Origin of the sequence: Streptomyces sp. NPDC021212, from assembly GCF_044332925.1 — a bacterium.
GTDB lineage: Bacteria > Actinomycetota > Actinomycetes > Streptomycetales > Streptomycetaceae > Streptomyces.
In genome coordinates, this window is sequence record NZ_JBIRPZ010000007.1 from 488,378 (window position 1) to 506,714 (window position 18,337).

Consider the following 18,337-nt stretch of genomic DNA (forward strand, 5'->3'; position numbering starts at 1 on the left):
CAAGCGGCCCGGACATGCTCGGCCTGTGGATAACCAGGCCGGGCCTCCATGAGAATGGATGTTCGATTTTTGTGTCAATCGCGCCGGGACAGCGCGTGCCGCATGCGCGCCAGCGCGGAGGCCCCGCGCCGCCGCGTCCGCCCGTGCATCCGCGGATCGTCCGTCACGTCGTAGCGCTTGATGTACGCGCCGAGGAACGCCTGCAGCGTCGCGGTCGCCGGAATCGCGATCAGTGCCCCCACCGCACCCAGCAGCGCGGTGCCCGCGATCACCGATCCGAAGGAGACGGCGGGGTGGATGTCCACGGTCCGCGCCGTGATCCTCGGCTGCAGCAGGTAGTTCTCGAACTGCTGGTAGACCACGACGAAGACCAGCACCCAGAGCGCGTACCAGGGGTTGACGGTGAAGGCGATCAGCATCGGCAGGGCGCCCGCCAGATAGGTGCCGATGGTCGGGATGAACTGGGAGATCAGCCCCACCCAGACGGCCAGCGCCGGGGCGTAGGGCACGCCCAGGCTCTCCAGCAGGATGTAGTGCGCGACCCCGGAGATCAGGGCCATCAGCCCGCGCGAGTAGATGTAACCGCCGGTCTTGGCGACCGCGATCTCCCAGGCCCGCAGTACCTCGGTCTGCCGGTTCGGCGGCAGCACGGAGCACAGCGCCCGGCGCAGCCGGGGGCCGTCGGCGGCGAAGTAGAAGGCGAACAGCGTCACCGTGAGGAGCCGGAACAACCCGCCGAGCACCTGTGCGGAGACGTCCAGCACATTGTCGGCGCTGTTCTTCACATAGCTCTGCAACCAGTCGGAGTGGAGCATGCTGTCCTGGATCTCCAGCCGCGACAGCCGGGTGTGGAACGTCTCGTTGATCCAGCTGACCACCTGATCGAGGTACTTCGGGAAGTCCTGGACCATGGTCATGATCTGGTCGGCCAGCATCGAGCCGAGCAGGGTGAAGAAACCCGCCGCGACGACGAGGATGCCCAGGAAGACCAGCCCGGTGGCCAGGCCCCGCCGGACGCCGCGCGCGGCCATGCGGTCCACGGCCGGCTCGATCGCGAGCGCCAGGAAGAACGCGATCAGGACGTTCAGCAGCAGTCCGGTCAGCTGGTCGAAGGCCCAGGTGGCAAGCCGGTAACAGGCCACCAGGGCAAGGGCGAGCACCATGGCGCGGGGCAGCCAGCGCGGCATGCGCGCGGACTGCGCCGGCGCGTCCTCGGGGGCCTGTGCGGAGGCAGGGACGCCGTCGGCGTCGGGGGAGAGGGTCTCTTCGGTCGGGGCCACCCGGCAAGTGTGGCGTACACCCGTCCGGAAAATCCGGCCACCCCGGGAGTCCGCCTCCCCACCGGCCTCCCGGCCCCCGCCCGGCGCTCGTCAGCGCTTCTCGGCAGGAATCTCCATCGCGACACACACCCCGCGCCAGACGTCCTTGGCGTCCCATCCCGCGGCGAGCGCCTGGTGGACGGTCCGGCCGCCGAGTTGGGACATCACATGATCGCGCGCGAAGGAGTCGGCGTACGCCTCACCGAAGTGATCCGCCATCCGCTGCCAGAAGACCGTCAACCGCATGCGACCAGTATCGCGCTCCCGGGGTGCACCGGGGCGTGAGCCCCCTTCCGCAGGCGTTTCCCGCCCTACGGTCTGTCCCATGGATCGATCCGCAGCAGTCCCCTCCTCCCAGCCCACGCCGCCCGCGCCCGCCTCGCCGCTCGCGCGCGCCGCGCGGTTCGTGTGGCTGACCGCACGCGTGCTCGAGCAGCGCCGGTTCGCGTATCACTTCCAGGACGCCGACGCCGAGCCGGTCGAGACCGCGCTCGCCGCGTACCTGGGTGCCGACGGGGGCTACGGCCACGCCCTGGAGCCGGATCTGCGCGGCCCGGTGAGCCAGCCGCAGCACGCCGCGCACGCCCTGCGGGTGCTCGACGGGATCGGCCGCTGCGGCGGGCAGCGGGTGGAGCGGCTGTGCCGCTACCTGACCGCGATCTCCACCCGGGACGGCGCGCTGCCCGGATGCCACCCGGCACTGCGCGACTACCCGGCCGCCCCCTGGATCCGGCCGTCGGACCAGCCGCGCGGCGATCTGCTGACCACCGGTCCTGTGGTGGGGCTGCTGCACCGCAACGAGGTGTGGCACGCCTGGCTGTTCCGGGCCACGGACTTCTGCTGGGCGGCGGTGACGGCGCTGGAGGAGGGCGGCCCGGCGCGTCCGTGCGAGGTAGGGGCGGCCGTCGCCTTCCTGGACGGCGCCCCGGACCGGGCGCGCGCCGAGGAGGTGGCCGAGCGGCTGGGCCGCCGGGTGCGGGAGCGGCGGCTGGTGGTGCTGGACCCCGAGCGCGCCGAGGACGGCCCTCTGCCGCCCGGCCACGGCCCCGGTGAGCACACCTTCGCGTACGACGTCGCCCGCACGCCGGGCTCGCTGGCCCGCCGCTGGTTCACCGACGCCGAGGTCGAGCGCTCGCTGGACTTCCTGGCGGACGCGCAGCGGGAGGACGGCGGCTGGCCGGCCCGGCGCCGGGTCTGGGCCCCGGCGGCGGCGCTGGAGTGGCGGGCGGTGGTGACCGTGGAGGCGCTGCTCACGCTGCGCGCCTACGGGCGGGCGCTCTGAGGGACCTCCCCGCTGACCTGCGGAGACGGCCCGTTGTCAGTGGGGCGGTGCACGATGGGGGGCATGGCACGGTCGGCGCTGCAGTCATTCTCCCCGGCCACCCGCGGGTGGTTCACGGGGGCCTTCACCGCGCCCACTGCCGCGCAGGAGGGGGCGTGGCGGGCGATCGGCGAGGGCTCGGACGTGCTGGTGGTCGCCCCGACCGGCTCCGGCAAGACGCTGGCTGCGTTCCTGGCGGCGCTGGACGGGCTGGCCGCCGAGCCGCCGCCCGCCGAGCCCCGCAAGCGCTGCCGGGTGCTGTACGTGTCGCCGCTGAAGGCCCTGGCGGTGGATGTGGAGCGCAATCTGCGCAGCCCGCTCACCGGCATCCGGCAGGAGTCGGTGCGCCTGGGCCTGCCCGAGCCGGAGATCCGGGTGGGCATCCGCTCCGGCGACACCCCGGCCGCCGAGCGCCGCGCCCTGGCCACCCGCCCGCCGGACATCCTCATCACCACGCCCGAGTCGCTGTTCCTGATGCTCACCTCCGCCACCCGGGAGGCGCTGCGCGGGGTGGAGACGGTGATTCTGGACGAGGTGCACGCCGTCGCGGGGACGAAGCGCGGCGCGCATCTCGCCCTGTCCCTGGAGCGGCTGGACGAGCTGCTGGACCGCCCCGCCCGGCGGATCGGTCTGTCGGCGACGGTGCGCCCGGTGGACGAGGTGGCGCGTTTCCTGTCGCCGCGGCGCACAGTGGAGATCGTCCAGCCGCCCTCGGGCAAGGAGTTCGATCTGTCGGTGGTCGTCCCCGTCGAGGATCTGGGGGAGCTCGGCGGCTCCCCGGCGCAGGACGGGCAGCCGGGCGAGAAGCCGTCGATCTGGCCGCACGTGGAGGAGCGGATCGCCGATCTCGTCCAGGCGCACCGGTCCACGATCGTCTTCGCCAACTCCCGCCGGCTGGCCGAGCGGCTGTGCAACCGGCTCAACGAGATCGCCTACGAGCGGGCCACCGGTGAGGCACTGCCCGAGGACCACTCCCCCGCCGAGCTGATGGCGGAGGCCGGTGCGGCCCGTGGTGCGCCCGCGCTGCTCGCCCGCGCGCACCACGGCTCGGTGTCCAAGGAGCAGCGGGCCCTGGTCGAGGAGGATCTGAAGGCGGGCCGGCTGCCCGCCGTCGTCGCCACCTCCAGCCTGGAGCTGGGCATCGACATGGGCGCGGTGGACCTGGTCGTCCAGGTCGAGTCGCCGCCCTCGGTGGCCTCCGGGCTGCAGCGGGTGGGCCGGGCCGGCCACCAGGTGGGCGCGGTCTCCACCGGTGTGGTGTTCCCCAAGTACCGCGGCGACCTGGTGCAGGCGGCGGTGGTCACCGAGCGGATGCGGGAGGGGGCCATCGAGTCGCTGCGGGTGCCCGCGAACCCGCTGGACGTGCTCGCCCAGCAGCTCATCGCCATGACGGCCATGGACAGCTGGGACGTGGAGGAGCTGCTGGCCCTGGTCCGCCGTGCCGCCCCGTTCGCCGCGCTCCCGGAGTCGGCGTACACCTCGGTCCTCGACATGCTCGCGGGCCGCTATCCCTCCGACGCCTTCGCCGAGCTGCGGCCGCGCCTGGTGTGGGACCGGGTCGCCCATACGGTCACGGGGCGGCCGGGGGCGCAGCGGCTCGCGGTGACCTCCGGCGGCACCATCCCCGACCGCGGGCTGTTCGGCGTCTTCCTGGCGGGCGCGGACCCGAAGAAGGGTGGCGGCAGGGTCGGGGAGCTGGACGAGGAGATGGTCTACGAGTCGCGGGTGGGCGATGTGTTCACCCTGGGCACCACGTCCTGGCGGATCGAGGACATCACCCGCGACCGCGTTCTGGTCTCCCCCGCTCCCGGCGTCCCCGGCCGGCTGCCCTTCTGGAAGGGCGACCAGCTCGGCCGGCCGCTCGAACTGGGCCGGGCGCTGGGCGCGTTCCTGCGGGAGGTCGGGGCGCTGGCCCCCGAGCAGGCCCGGGCGCGGCTGCTGGCCGCCGGGCTCGACGCCTGGGCCGCCGACAACGTGATCGCGTACCTGGGCGAACAGCGTCAGGCCTGCGGCCATGTGCCGGACGACCGGACGATCGTGGTGGAGCGCTTCCGCGACGAGCTAGGCGACTGGCGCGTGGTGGTCCACTCGCCCTTCGGGGCGCAGGTCCACGCCCCCTGGGCGCTCGCGCTCGGCGCGCGGCTGTCCGAGCGGTACGGGATGGACGCCCAGGTGATGCACGCGGACGACGGCATCGTGCTGCGGCTGCCCGACGCGGACCTCATGGGCCTGGACCTGCTGGATGCGGATCCGATGCGGCAGGGCACCGAGTACGACGGCGAGCAGTCCCCCGTGGGTGCGGCCGATGTCGCCTTCGAGCAGGGCGAGGTGTCCCAGATCGTCACCGATCAGGTCGGCGGCTCGGCCCTGTTCGCCTCCCGGTTCCGCGAATGCGCCGCCCGCGCCCTGCTGTTGCCCCGCCGCGATCCCGGTAAGCGCACCCCGCTGTGGCAGCAGCGTCAGCGCGCCGCCCAGCTCCTCCAGGTGGCGAGCGAGTTCGGTTCGTTCCCCATCGTCCTGGAAGCCGTCCGCGAATGCCTTCAGGACGTCTTCGACGTGCCCGGCCTCACCGAGCTGATGGGCGACATCGAGGCCCGGCGGGTGCGGCTGGTGGAGGTGACCACCCCGGAGCCGTCCCCCTTCGCCCGCTCGCTGCTCTTCGGCTACGTGGCGCAGTTCCTGTACGAGGGGGATTCGCCGCTGGCCGAGCGGCGCGCCGCGGCCCTCTCCCTGGACTCGCGGCTGCTGGCCGAGCTGCTGGGCCAGGCCGAGCTGCGCGAGCTGCTGGACGCCGATGTCCTGGCCGAGCTGGAGCGCGAGCTGCAGTGGCTCACCGAGGACCGCCGGGTCAAGGACGCCGAGGGCGTCGCCGATCTGCTGCGGCTGCTCGGCCCGCTCACCGGCGCCGAGCTGGCCGGGCGGGGCGCCGACCCGGCGTGGGCGGAGGAGCTGGGGCGGGCCCGGCGCGCCATCCGGGTCCGTATCGCGGGCGAGGAGCACTGGGCGGCCGTCGAGGACGCGGGGCGGCTGCGCGACGCGCTGGGCACGGCGCTGCCGGTCGGCGTTCCCGAGGCGTTCACCGAGCCCGTGGGCGATCCGCTCGGCGATCTGCTGGCCCGATACGCCCGCACCCACGGCCCGTTCACCTCCGCCGAGGCGGCCACCCGGCTGGGCCTGGGCACGGCCGTCACCGACGGCGCGCTCCAGCGCCTGGCCGCGAGCGGCCGCGTCGTCCAAGGGGAATTTCATCCGGCGGGCACGGCGCACGAGTGGTGCGACGCCGCCGTGCTGCGCCGGCTGCGCCGCCGCTCGCTGGCCGCGCTGCGCCAGGAGCTGGAGCCCGTACCGCCCTCGGCGCTCGCCGCCTTCCTCCCCCAGTGGCAGCATCTGGGCACCCACAGCCTGCGGGGCATCGACGGGCTGGTGCGCGCCGTCGAGCAGCTCCAGGGCGCCCCGGTTCCGGCGTCCGCCCTGGAGAAGCTCGTCCTGCCCTCCCGGGTCGCCGACTACAGCCCGACGATGCTGGACGAGCTGACCGCCGCCGGTGAGGTCGTCTGGGCCGGGGCGGGCGCGCTGCCCGGCAAGGACGGCTGGGTCAGCCTCCATCTCGCCGAGACCGCGCCGCTGCTTCTGCACACCCCGCACCCCTTCGAAGCGGGCCCGCTCCACCAGGCCGTGCTGGACGCGCTGGCCGGGGGCTTCGGCCTGTTCTTCCGTCAGATCGCCGAGCAGGTCCGCGCCGCCGGTCACGAGTTCCAGGACGCCCAGCTCGCCGAGGCCATATGGGACCTGGCCTGGTCCGGCCGGCTCACCGGCGACACCCTGGCCCCGCTGCGCTCGCTGCTGGGCTCGGGCCGCACCGCGGGCTCCACCGCCCACCGCGCCAAGCGCACGGTCCCCCGGGGCCGGTACGGCACGCTGACCGGGCGCACCGGCCGCCCCACCGCCTCGCGCAACGGGCCGCCGACCGTCGCCGGACGCTGGTCGCTGCTGCCGGAGCGCGAGTCCGAGCCCACCCACCGGGCGCACGCCCTGGCGCGCACCCTGCTGGACCGGCACGGCGTGGTCACCCGCGGGGCGGTCGCCGCCGAGGGGGTCGAGGGCGGCTTCTCCGCCGCGTACCGGGTGCTGTCCGCCTTCGAGGAGACCGGTCAGGCGCGCCGCGGTTATGTGGTGGAGGGGCTGGGTGCCGCGCAGTTCGCGATGGACGGCGCGGTCGACCGGCTGCGCGCGGTCAGCACGGCGCGCGACCGGGCGGCGGGCGCGCCGTTCGGCGGTCCGCCGGGGCAGTCGTCCCCCCGCGCCGTCGTTCTCGCCGCCGCCGACCCCGCCAACGCGTACGGCGCGGCCCTCCCCTGGCCCGACCCTCCCGAGGGCGCGAGCCACCGGCCCGGCCGCAAGGCGGGGGCGCTGGTGGTGCTTGCCGACGGCGAACTGGCCCTCTACATGGAGCGCGGCGGCAAGACCCTGCTCGCCTGGCCCGCGGGCGAGGCCGAGGCGGCCTCCCCGGAGGACGACGCCCGGCTGCGTACCGCGGTGGAGGCCCTGGCCCAGTCCGCCCGCGCGGGGGCCCTCGGCTCGGTGACCGTCGAGCGGGTCAACGGCGCCGCGGCGCTGTCCTCGCCGATCGGCCGCGTCCTGGAGGCCGCGGGCTTCCACGCGACCCCGCGCGGCCTCCGGCTGCGTCCCTGATCGAGGGGGCGGCGGATGCCCGAGGGAGACACCGTCTGGCAGACGGCCCGGCGCCTCCACGACGCGCTGGCGGGCCCGCCGCTCACCGGCTGTGATCTGCGGGTGCCCCGGCTGGCGACCGTAGACCTCACCGGCCGCCGGGTCCTCGAGGTGGTCGCGCGCGGCAAGCATCTGCTCACCCGGGTGGAGGGCGGGCTGACCCTCCACTCCCATCTGCGGATGGACGGCGCGTGGCTGGTATACGGCCACGGTGAGCGCTGGCGCGGCGGCCCGCACCACCAGATCCGCGCCGTCCTGGCCACGGCCGAGCGCACCGCCGTCGGCTACCGCCTCCCGGTCCTGGAGCTGCTGCGCACCGCGGACGAGGACCGTGCGGTGGGCCACCTCGGGCCCGACCTCCTCGGCCCGGACTGGGATCCGGACGAGGCGCTGAGGCGGCTGCTCGCCGATCCGTCCCGCCCGGTGGGCGAGGCGCTGCTGGACCAGCGCAATCTGGCCGGGATCGGCAATGTGTACAAGTGCGAGCTGTGCTTCATGCTCCGGATCCCGCCCTGGCTGCCGATCGGCCGCGTCCCCTCCCCCGAGCACCTGGTGGCCCTCGCCAAGCGGCTTCTGGAGGCCAACCGGAGTCGCCGGGCCCGGGTCACCACGGCGCACGCGCGCCCCGACCGGCGGCTGTGGGTGTACGGCCGTGCCGCGCGCCCCTGTCTGCGCTGCGGTACGCCGGTGCGCACCGCGGAAGAGGGGCGCGCGGGTCAGGAGCGTACGACCTTCTGGTGCCCGGTGTGCCAGCCGGAGCCGTCCCCGCCGAGTAATTGACGGTTCGTCAGGTCCGGTCGTACCGTCGGCCCATGACCGTCACGGCGTACGACCTCACCGGCCGCACCGCACTGGTCACCGGCGCCGCGAGCGGTATCGGCCGGGCCACAGCCGTCCTGCTGGCGGCGGCCGGAGCGGTCGTGCACTGCGCCGATCTGGACGAGAAGGGCGCCCGCCACACCGCGGAGCGCATCACCTCCGAGGGCGGCAGTGCCCACGCCCACCTCCTCGACGTCAGCGACCGCGCCCAGGTCGCGACCGTCGTCTCCGCCGCCGCCACGGCGGCCGTCCGCGCCGGGGGCCACCTCGCCGTCATGACGGCCATCGCCGGAGTCATGCACCGCAGCCCGGTCCTGGAGACCGCGGAGGCCGATCTGGACCGGGTGCTGGCGGTCAACTTCAAGGGCGTGCTGTACGGCTGCCAGGAGGCGGCCCGCGCCATGATCGACCACGGCGCCGGAGGGTCCATCGTCACCATGGCGTCCGGCGCGATCGACTCCGGCACCCCCGGGCTGCTGTGCTACGGCGTCGCCAAGGCCGCCGTGGTCCAGCTGACCCGGACCCTCGCCGCCGAGGTGGGACACCACGGCATCCGCGTCAACGCGGTCGCGCCCGGCTGGGTCCGTACGCCCATGACGCGGCGCGGCACCGTCGAGGAGCAGCGGCGCGCCGAGGCACCCATGGTCCGGCACGCACCGCTGGGGCGGGTGGGAGAGCCGGAGGACGTCGCCCATGCGGTGCTGTATCTGGCGTCGGACGCCGCCGCCTTCACGACGGGCCAGATTCTGCGCCCGAATGGCGGAGTCGCGATGCCCTGGTGATCCGCTCGCGCATCCTTCCGCGCCGGGGCGAGGGGCCGCAGTGCACGGGCAGCAGGCTCAGCCCCCAGCCGCCGATGGCGAACGCCCCCTCGACCGGTCCGGTCCCGGTCGGCTGCACCGCCAGCCGGAGCACGGACCACCACCACAGACCGCCGAGAACGAGCGCGATCACCCATCGAACCGGCCTTCGGCGCAGGGTGCCGGCCCCTCCCACGGCTGCCATGCTGCCTCCTTCGGGCGACGCTAGCGGGCGACGCTAGACGCCTGTTCGCGCGCGGCGGGAGGGCGCACAGAAGGCCCGTCAGCGCGTGTCGGACCCCCGCGCTCCCCCAGTGTGCCCAGCCCCACCGCAGGGCGCACCCAGAGCGGGGCACGCCCGCGGCGGACCCATGAGCCGACGTCCGTCAGCCCGCAGACTGTGCGGCCATCGCCGGGGGCCGGGGGCGTGCCCCGGCGATGACCACACAGGGTGCGAGCGGAAGTACCGCCCCTGTCCTGCCGGACTTGTCGCTCAGTGTCCGTTGACGTTCTCCGCCTGGAACATCCAGTGGTGCTTCTCCAGGTCCCGGGTGAGCCCGATGAGAATGTCCTGGGTCACCGGGTCCGGCTCGTCCGTCGCGGCGATGCGCTCGCGCATGCGCGCGATCACGGACCCGAGTGCGTCCACGAGCGTCCTCACGGCGTCCGTGTCCTGGGTCCAGCCCTCCTTGACGTTGCCGATGACGCTCTGCTTGGCCACCGTCTCGGCCCGTCCGTCCGGCGCTATCCCGAGCGCCGAGGCACGCTCCGCGACGGTGTCGGCGTGCGTCCTGGCCGTCGACACCACATCATCGAGCTGGAAGTGAACCGTGCGGAAACGCGGTCCGATGACCGTCCAGTGGATCTGCTTGCCCACCAGAGCGAGGTCGACGAGGTCGACGAGGGCGCCTTGCAGAGCGTCGCTGACGACCTTGAGGTTCTCCTCGGCGAGCGGGCTCTTGACCACAGACATCCACTTCCTCCTGTTCGACCGTTTGACCCCCCTTGATTACCTCTCCACCAGTCAGGTGACCGGAAAGCCGCCGGTCAAACATGCCGGTCAAACATCGAGCCCCGGCCGGTATCGCTACCGGCCGGGGCTCGAAGAGCTTCCGCGCTGACGTGGGGGCCGTCAGGCCGCCACGACGTCCACAGCCTCCTTGGGCGGCTTGATGGTCACCCGCTCGTCCGCGACGCCCGTCACGGACGTGACGGACACCGAATTGAGCATCGGCCGCATCGGTGCGGGCACCTTCTCGCTCGCCGTGGCCGACTCCGCCAGCTCCGCGAGCGACAGCTCGTCGCTGACCTCACGCATGACCTGTGACATCCGTACGTCCAGGGCGTCGCAGATCGCCGACAGCAGCTCGGACGAGGCTTCCTTCTGCCCGCGCTCGACCTCTGACAGATAGCCGAGCGACACCCGGGCGGAGGAGGAAACCTCGCGCAGAGTACGGCCCTGGCGCTGGCGCTGCCGGCGCAGCACGTCACCCAGCAGGCGACGGAGCAGAATCATCGCTGGCTCCCTCCTCGGACCTCGGATCCGGATCCTTCTCGCCCCACCGTACCGCCTCTGGCTGTGCGCGTGCGGGGAGCGATGTCGTGTTCACTCAGGGCTGCAAACATCAAAATTCGTCGTGTTGTTCCGTATCCTGTGCCCCCGCTGTCGCGATCAATTCGCTGAACAGCAGCTTGACCGCCGCGCGGACGCTCTGTGCGCGGATTCCGGCCCGGTCCCCCTCCAGCCGCAGCGCCGCGGCCGCGGGTCTGTTCGAGGGCCCGGCGACGGCCACGTGGACAGCGCCCACCGGGTGGCCGTCCTGCGGTGTGGGACCCGCCACACCGGTGGTCGCCACGCCCCAGTCGGCACCCAGAGCGCGCCGTACGCCCTCGGCCATCTGCCGAGCGACCTCCGCGTCCACCGCCCCGCGCTCGGCCAGCAGCGCGCCGTCGACGCCCAGCAGCTCGCGCTTGAGGTCGGTGGCGTACGCGGTCACCGAGCCGCGGAAGGCGTGGGAGGCCCCGTCCACGGCGGTCAGCTCGGCAGCCACCAGGCCGCCGGTCAGGGACTCGGCGACGGCCACGGTCTGCCCGCGCCGCCTCAGCAGCGCCAGAACCCCGGCCGCGTCGGCCTCAGCGGCACCACCTCGCGCCGCCGCCGTCTCGTCGCCGCTCATCGGGCCGGTTCCTGCCCGGGTTCCTCCTCCGCGCCGACGCTCTCCGCCGCGCGGCCCGCCCGGCGCAGCACCAGGGCCTGCCGTACGTAGTCGAGGCCGGTGAGGACGGTCAGGGCGACGGCCACGGCCATCACCCAGAACCGCAGCGTGGCCAGCGGCCCGGTGAGCACGAGGATGTACATCCCGACGGCCACGCCCTGGGCGAGGGTCTTCATCTTCCCGCCTCGGCTGGCCGGGATGACCCCGATCCGGATCACCCAGAACCGCATCAGGGTGATCCCCAGCTCACGGAAGACGATCACACCCGTCACCCACCACGGCAGATCGCCGAGGGCCGACAGGCAGATCAGCGCCGCACCCATGATCGCCTTGTCCGCGATGGGATCCGCGATCTTGCCGAAGTCGGTGACCAGGTTGTAGCGGCGGGCCAGATGCCCGTCGAACAGATCGGTGATCATGGCGATGGCGAAGGCGGCCCAGGCATAGGCCCGCCAGGCCGGGTCGTAGCCGCCGTTGTGGAGCATCAACAGGACGAACCCGGGCACCAGGACCAGGCGCGCCATGGTGAGGATGTTGGCGATGTTCCACAATCCGGCGGCCGGAGCGGCCGGGGCGGACGCAGCGGCCCGGTGGTGGTGGCTCCCCGCGGCGGAGGCCGGGACGCCTGTCATCTGTCCGCCTCCTCGGTACACACGCCGCCGCCCCGCTGCTCCAGCGGTTCCAGCGGCTCCGCGACGAGGTCCACTCCCTCCGCCGCGATCACCTTCGCTTCGACCATACGTCCCGGGGCGGGCCGGGCCGACGTGCGGAGCAGCGTCTGCCCGTCGGTCTCCGGCGCCTGGTGGGCGGCCCGGCCCAGTACGGCACCGGTGTCGTCGATCTCGTCCACCAGCACCGTGACGGTCTCGCCGAGCCGCTCGTCCGCCCGCTGGGCGGTCAGCTCCTCCGCGAGCCGCGAGATGTGCTCCAGCCGCTCCGCGACCTCGTCCGGGTCGACCTTGTCCTCGTAGCCCGCGGCCTCGGTGCCGTCCTCGTCCGAGTACCCGAAGACGCCGATCGCGTCGAGCCGCGCCTCGCTGAGGAAACGCTCCAGCTCGGCCACGTCGTCCTCGGTCTCGCCGGGGAATCCGACGATGAAGTTGGAGCGGGCGCCTGCCTGCGGCGCCTTGCCTCTGATCGCTTCCAGCAGTTCCAGGAAGCGGTCGGTGTCGCCGAAGCGGCGCATCCGGCGCAGCACCCCGGGCGAGGAGTGCTGGAAGGACAGGTCGAAGTACGGGGCGACCTTCTCGGTGGAGGTCAGCACATCGATCAGCCCGGGCCGCATCTCCGCGGGCTGGAGGTAGCTGACCCGGATCCGCTCGATCCCGTCCACCGCGGCCAGCTCGGGCAGCAGCGTCTCCAGCAGCCGGATGTCGCCCAGGTCCTTGCCGTAGGAGGTGTTGTTCTCGGAGACCAGCATGACTTCCTTCACGCCCTGCTCGGCCAGCCACCGGGTCTCGCCCAGCACATCGGAGGGACGGCGGGAGATGAACGAGCCGCGGAAGGACGGGATGGCGCAGAAGGAGCACCGCCGGTCGCAACCGGAGGCCAGCTTCACGGAGGCGACGGGGCTGTTCCCGAGTCTGCGGCGCAGCGGGGCGCGCGGGCCGGAGGCCGGGGCGACACCGGCGGGCAGGTCCTCGGGCGGGGTGTCCTGGGCGTGGCCGGGCAGCGCCACGGCGGAGCTGTCCTGCCGCTCGGCGGGGCTGATCGGCAGCAGCTTGCGCCGGTCGCGAGGGGTGTGGGAGGCGTGGATTCCGCCGGAGAGGATGGTCTGCAGGCGGCCGGAGATGTCGGTGTAGTCGTCGAAGCCGAGCACCCCGTCGGCCTCGGGCAGTGCCTCGGCCAGTTCCTTGCCGTACCGCTCGGCCATGCAGCCGACGGCCACGACCGCCTGGGTGCGGCCGTGGTCCTTCAGATCGTTCGCCTCCAGCAGGGCGTCGACCGAGTCCTTCTTGGCGGCCTCGACGAAGCCGCAGGTGTTGACGACGGCGACGTCGGCGTCGGCGGCTTGCTCGACGAGCTCCCAACCGTCCGCCGCCAAGCGGCCTGCGAGCTCCTCCGAGTCCACCTCGTTACGGGCGCAGCCAAGAGTGACAAGGGCGACAGTGCGGCGTTCGGGCATGGCCTCAGACTACTTTGTCGCAGCCCCGGCCTCCGCTGCCAGGTCTCCCACCCCGCCGCCGGGCTGGTCAGCCCGCTTCGGGATCGCCCTTGGTGTAGCTCAGGCGCTGCACCGTGCCGCTGTCGCTGAGGTTCTTGACTTCCTTGCCGTTCACGAAGAGCTTGATCGCGCCGGCGTTGCCCAGCACCAGGTCGATGCGCTTGCTGTCGCTGAAGGTCTTGGACTGGCCCTTGCGCAGCACGCCCTCTTCCATCAGCCGGCCGTTGTGGTCCTGCGCGGAGATCCAGCTCTGGCCGTCCTCCGCGGTCAGCTTGACGGTGACCTTGTCCGCGGGGACGCCCGCGATGGCGCTCTCGGACGGCTCGGGCTTCCGCTCGCCGGACTTGCTGGGGGCGGCGCTGGGGCTGCTGGAGGGGGACGCGGTCGGCTTGGCCGAGCCGGTCTTCTCGGCGACCGAGGAGCCGTCGTTCTTGTCGCCGCCACTGAAAAGCGTGAATCCCACGAATCCGACGACGGCGACGATCGCGGCGACCATCGCGGCCGTCCAGTTCGGCCGGCGGGGTTCGGGACGGATGCGCTCGGCATCGAACAGCGGCGCCGCCGGGGTCGGCTCGGGCCGGCCGCCGTGCTCGGCGTCGAATTGGTTGATCAGGGCCTCCGGGTCGAGCCGGACGGCGCGCGCGAGCACACGAATGTGCCCCCGGGCGTACACATCCCCGCCGCAGCGGGAGAAGTCGTCCTGCTCGATCCCCTGCACTATGGGGACGCGCACCCGGGTGGCGGAACTGACCTCGTCGACGGTCAGTCCCGCGGCGATGCGGGCCTGCTGGAGGGCGCGACCGACGGAAGGCCGGTCTTCTTCGGGGGAGTTGCCGTCTTCGAGATCGTTGCCGATGGACACGGGGGCGCCTTTCGAGCGTGTAGCCACCTGCTGGAGGTTCAGTCTAGGGGTGGAGCGAAAGGGTCGGGCAAGCGGGAGGACGGAGTTTGTCCGCCATCGGGATTGACCTGTAACCAAGATCCTTGGACAAGATCCTTGGACGTCACTCCGCCACCTCCCTCAACTTGACGTCTCGGCAGGGGAAACGGTTGCCCGCCATACCCTTACGAGTGAGCGTTTCCGCGAATCACGTCCAGCACGCCATCCAATTCGTCCGGCTTGACGAGCACATCGCGCGCCTTGGAGCCCTCGCTCGGCCCGACCACCCCGCGCGACTCCATGAGATCCATCAGCCGGCCCGCCTTGGCGAAACCCACCCGCAGCTTGCGCTGGAGCATCGACGTCGAGCCGAATTGCGTGGAAACCACCAGCTCAGCGGCCTGGCACAGCAGGTCGAGATCATCGCCGATCTCCTCGTCGATCTCCTTCTTCTTCGACTGCCCGACCGTGACGTCGTCCCGGAAGACCGGCGCCATCTGCTCCTTGCAGTGCGCGACGACCGCCTGGACCTCATCCTCGGTGACGAACGCGCCCTGCATCCGGACCGGCTTGCTCGCGCCCATCGGCAGGAACAGCCCGTCGCCCTTGCCGATCAGCTTCTCGGCGCCGGCCTGGTCCAGGATGACCCGGCTGTCGGCGAGCGAGGAGGTGGCGAAGGCGAGCCGGGAGGGTACGTTCGCCTTGATCAGACCGGTGACGACGTCCACGGACGGCCGCTGGGTGGCCAGCACCAGGTGGATGCCCGCCGCCCGGGCCAGCTGCGTGATCCGCACGATCGAGTCCTCGACGTCCCGCGGCGCGACCATCATCAGGTCAGCCAGCTCGTCGACGATCACCAGCAGATACGGATACGGCTTGAGCTCCCGCTCGCTGCCCTCCGGCTCCTTCACCTTTCCGGAGCGCACCGCCGCGTTGAAGTCGTCGATGTGGCGGAAGCCGAACGCGGCGAGATCGTCGTACCGGAGATCCATCTCGCGGACGACCCATTGCAGGGCCTCGGCCGCGCGCTTGGGGTTGGTGATGATCGGTGTGATCAGATGCGGAATGCCCTCGTATGCGGTCAGCTCCACGCGCTTGGGGTCGACCAGCACCATGCGCACGTCGTCCGGGGTCGCGCGCACCATGATCGAAGTGATCAGGCAGTTGATGCACGACGACTTACCGGAACCGGTCGCACCGGCCACCAGCACATGCGGCATCGTGGCCAGGTTGTGCGACACATAGCCGCCTTCGACGTCCTTGCCGAGCCCGACGACCATCGGATGCGTCTCGCCCCACGAGTCGGCCGAGCGCAGCACGTCCCCGAGGTTGACCATCTCGCGGTCGCTGTTGGGGATTTCGATGCCGACCGCCGACTTGCCGGGGATCGGGCTGATGATCCGCACATCGGGGCTGGCGACGGCGTACGCGATGTTCTTGGTCAGCGCGGTGATCCGCTCGACCTTGACGGCCGGGCCCAGCTCCACCTCGTAGCGGGTGACCGTCGGACCGCGGGTGAAGCCGGTGACCGAGGCGTCCACCTTGAACTCCGAGAACACCTTCGACAGCGACTCCACCACGGCGTCGTTGGCGGCGCTGCGGGTCTTGCCGGGGCCGCCGCGCTCCAGGAGGTCGAGCGGGGGCAGGGCGTAGGTGATGTCGCCGGAGAGCTGCAGCTGCTCGGCGCGCGGCGGCAGCGCTTCGCCCGGCTCGGCGGAGGTCCGGGTGAGGTCGGGGACCTCGGACCGCTCCGACGCGGCGGAATCGTCCCCCCGGCCCTTCTTGCCCTTGCCCGCAGCGGCCTTGCCCGGCCCGGCCTTGCCCGAGTCGCTCGTGACCGGCGCCCCGCCGGTGCCGGACGCGCCGTCCTGCTCGTCCTGCTCGCCCGAGATGCCGTTGCTGAGTCCGGCGACCAGCGGTGAGGGCTGGACGCCGTGCAGCACCGCGCCGTCCAGCGAGGCGGCCGCGGCGGCCGCCACGTCCACCGCGTCCATGGGACGGTCCAGCGGGGGCTGGACGGACGACTGCCGGCGCGACCGCCGGCGCTTGCGCAGAGCCTCCTCCTCGGCCTGCTCAGGGTCGCCCGCGCCGTCCGGGCCCGCTTTCTCCAGCGAGGCCCCGTGAGGCCGCCTGGCGGGCTTCTCGCGCCATTCGTCGGCATACCCGGCGGCATCGCCGACCGCGTCGCCGTCGTGGCCGTACGCCTGCTCCTCGTCCCGCACCAGGCCGAGCCGGATGCCGAGCGACCGCAGCCGCTGCGGAATCGCGGCGACCGGTGTCGCGGTGACGACCAGCAGCCCGAAGACGGTGAGCAGCACCAGCAGCGGTACGGCCAGCACATCGCCCATCGTGTAGATCAGCGGCCGGGAGACGGCCCAGCCGATCAGCCCGCCCGCGTCCTGGATGGCCGCGTCGCCCTGGCCGCGCCCGGGGGCGCCGCAGGCGATGTGGACCTGTCCGAGGACGCCGATCACCAGCGCGGACAGGCCGATGACGATCCGCCCGTTGGCCTCGGGGCGTTCGGGGTGGAGGAACAGCCGCCCGGCGATGGCGCCCAGGAGTATCGGCACCACCAGGTCCAGGCGTCCGAACGCGCCGGTGACGAGCATCTCGACCAGATCGCCGACCGGGCCCTTGAGGTTGGACCAGGTCCCGGCCGCGACGATCAGGGCCACGGCGAGGAGCAGCAGCGCGCTGCCGTCCTTGCGATGGGCCGGGTCGAGCCCCTTCGCGCCGCGCCCTATGGAACGGAACATCGCCGCGACGGTGCGCGCGAGGCCCATCCAGACGGCGCGCGCGGCGCGGTACACACCGCTGGTGGCGTAGGGCGCGGGCGGCGGGGACGCCTTGGCGGCCGCCTTCTTCTTCGGGGCCGCCTTCTTCGCGGGCGCGGTCGCCTTCTTGGCGGGCGCCTTCTTGACCGCCGCCTTCTTCGCGGGCGCCTTCTTCACAGCGCCTCCGGACTGCCCGGCGCGCTTCTTCGAGGTGCCCGCCGTGCTCTGGGAACCCTTGCCGGACGTACGAGAGGCCATGGGAGCGAGATTACCCGCGTCCGCCGTACGGAGCACGTATGGCATGGGCATCCGGCGCCACTGACGTCACACCCGTGTCGCATCCGGGCGCGACACCGGCCGGACGATGAAAAGAGAGTGACAGGACGTCAACGGCCGGGTGGCCGCGCGGTGGACGCTCAGTTCTGCGAGGAGACCTGGCCGGCTCCGCTGCCCGCGCCGGGCTCCAGCGCGTCCAGGGCCCGGCGCAGCCCGGTGAGCTTGCGCTCCAAGTGGGCGGCGGTGGCCACGGCCGCCGCGTCGGCCGACTCGTCCAGCTGCTTGGACAGCGCCTCGGCCTGCTCCTCCACGGCGGCGAGCCGTGCGGACAGCTCGGCCAGCAGCCCGGCCGACTCCTTGTCACCGGCGGCCGGCTGGCCGCCCTCCAACTGGAGCCGCAGCAGGGAGGCCTGCTCCCGCAGCTGGCAGTTCTTCATGTACAGATCGACGAAGACCGAGACCTTCGCTCTGAGCACCCAGGGGTCGAAGGGCTTGGAGATGTAGTCGACCGCGCCCGCCGCATATCCCCGGAAGGTGTGGTGCGGGCCGTGGTTGATCGCGGTGAGGAAGATGATCGGGATGTCCCGGGTCCGCTCCCGCCGCTTGATGTGCGCCGCGGTCTCGAAACCGTCCATACCCGGCATCTGGACGTCCAGCAGGATCACCGCGAAGTCGTCCGTCAGCAGCGCCTTGAGCGCTTCCTCCCCTGACGATGCCCGCACCAGGGTCTGATCGAGCGCGGAGAGAATGGCCTCCAGCGCCAGCAGATTCTCCGGCCGGTCATCGACCAGGAGGATCTTGGCCTTCTGCACCATGCCCCGTCCTCCTCGTCCCGGCTTGGGGTCTCCCCAGCTCGAAGCACTGGGAGAAGCACCGGGCGCCGCCCCAGGGGACGACTCCCTTGCGTCGCCCGTCCTTGTGCCGGTCATGGTAGCCGCACCCCGCTGTTCGCCACACCCTGTCACCGCGATGTCACTGTGCACGTAGCAGAAACGCGGCGGGAGACCAGAAGGTTCCCCGATTCCCGCGTTCCCACA

General features: G+C 72.5%; 14 protein-coding genes. 4 read left to right on the forward strand and 10 right to left on the reverse strand.

Translation table 11 applies throughout. The features are described 5' to 3' along the window. Positions 1 to 74 precede the first annotated feature (74 nt). Positions 75 to 1,280, reverse strand: coding sequence for an AI-2E family transporter (locus ACH4SI_RS21645; protein WP_398297931.1), 1,206 nt, complete (start codon positions 1,278 to 1,280; stop codon positions 75 to 77). A 90-nt stretch (positions 1,281 to 1,370) separates the two neighbouring features. Further along, the gene (locus tag ACH4SI_RS21650; protein WP_398297933.1) at positions 1,371 to 1,565 is read right to left on the reverse strand and encodes a DUF3046 domain-containing protein; all 195 of its coding nucleotides are present in this window, start codon (positions 1,563 to 1,565) and stop codon (positions 1,371 to 1,373) included. Between the two features lie 79 nt (positions 1,566 to 1,644). Here ACH4SI_RS21650 and ACH4SI_RS21655 point away from each other — a divergent pair, with 79 nt between their 5' ends. The 4 genes from ACH4SI_RS21655 (at position 1,645) to ACH4SI_RS21670 (ending at position 8,972) form a co-directional block, all read left to right on the forward strand. Then, complete coding sequence (locus ACH4SI_RS21655; protein WP_398297935.1) at positions 1,645 to 2,601, forward strand: hypothetical protein; 957 nt, start codon at positions 1,645 to 1,647, stop codon at positions 2,599 to 2,601. 63 nt (positions 2,602 to 2,664) lie between these two features. Then, a complete protein-coding gene (locus tag ACH4SI_RS21660) occupies positions 2,665 to 7,332 on the forward strand; it encodes an ATP-dependent helicase (protein WP_398297937.1) in 4,668 nt (1,555 codons plus the stop codon). 15 nt (positions 7,333 to 7,347) lie between these two features. Continuing rightward, positions 7,348 to 8,151 (forward strand): Fpg/Nei family DNA glycosylase, encoded by an 804-nt coding sequence (locus ACH4SI_RS21665; protein WP_398297939.1) that lies wholly within the window; start codon positions 7,348 to 7,350, stop codon positions 8,149 to 8,151. Positions 8,152 to 8,183: 32 nt separating this feature from the next. Further along, entirely contained in the window at positions 8,184 to 8,972 is a 789-nt protein-coding gene (locus ACH4SI_RS21670) for an SDR family NAD(P)-dependent oxidoreductase (protein ID WP_398297941.1), read from the forward strand. A gap of 511 nt (positions 8,973 to 9,483) precedes the next feature. Here ACH4SI_RS21670 and ACH4SI_RS21675 read toward each other — a convergent pair. The 8 genes from ACH4SI_RS21675 to ACH4SI_RS21710 form a co-directional block, all read right to left on the reverse strand. Further along, positions 9,484 to 9,963, reverse strand: coding sequence for a Dps family protein (locus tag ACH4SI_RS21675; RefSeq protein WP_398297943.1), 480 nt, complete (start codon positions 9,961 to 9,963; stop codon positions 9,484 to 9,486). A 159-nt stretch (positions 9,964 to 10,122) separates the two neighbouring features. Next, a complete protein-coding gene (locus tag ACH4SI_RS21680) occupies positions 10,123 to 10,506 on the reverse strand; it encodes a helix-turn-helix domain-containing protein (protein ID WP_398297945.1) in 384 nt (127 codons plus the stop codon). Between the two features lie 109 nt (positions 10,507 to 10,615). Then, complete coding sequence (locus ACH4SI_RS21685) at positions 10,616 to 11,167, reverse strand: CinA family protein (RefSeq protein ID WP_398297947.1); 552 nt, start codon at positions 11,165 to 11,167, stop codon at positions 10,616 to 10,618. Next, the gene (gene pgsA, locus ACH4SI_RS21690; protein ID WP_398297949.1) at positions 11,164 to 11,838 is read right to left on the reverse strand and encodes a CDP-diacylglycerol--glycerol-3-phosphate 3-phosphatidyltransferase; all 675 of its coding nucleotides are present in this window, start codon (positions 11,836 to 11,838) and stop codon (positions 11,164 to 11,166) included. The genes ACH4SI_RS21685 and pgsA overlap by 4 nt, the downstream gene beginning before the upstream one ends. Next, positions 11,835 to 13,331, reverse strand: a complete 1,497-nt coding sequence (rimO, locus tag ACH4SI_RS21695) for a 30S ribosomal protein S12 methylthiotransferase RimO (protein WP_398297951.1) — start codon at positions 13,329 to 13,331, stop codon at positions 11,835 to 11,837. Before rimO ends, pgsA begins: the two co-directional genes overlap by 4 nt. 67 nt (positions 13,332 to 13,398) lie before the next feature. After that, the gene (locus ACH4SI_RS21700; protein ID WP_398297953.1) at positions 13,399 to 14,232 is read right to left on the reverse strand and encodes a helix-turn-helix domain-containing protein; all 834 of its coding nucleotides are present in this window, start codon (positions 14,230 to 14,232) and stop codon (positions 13,399 to 13,401) included. Between the two features lie 203 nt (positions 14,233 to 14,435). Next, positions 14,436 to 17,282, reverse strand: coding sequence for a DNA translocase FtsK (locus tag ACH4SI_RS21705; RefSeq protein ID WP_398297955.1), 2,847 nt, complete (start codon positions 17,280 to 17,282; stop codon positions 14,436 to 14,438). Positions 17,283 to 17,440: 158 nt separating this feature from the next. Beyond that, the gene (locus ACH4SI_RS21710) at positions 17,441 to 18,115 is read right to left on the reverse strand and encodes a two-component system response regulator (RefSeq protein ID WP_398297957.1); all 675 of its coding nucleotides are present in this window, start codon (positions 18,113 to 18,115) and stop codon (positions 17,441 to 17,443) included. Positions 18,116 to 18,337 lie beyond the last annotated feature (222 nt).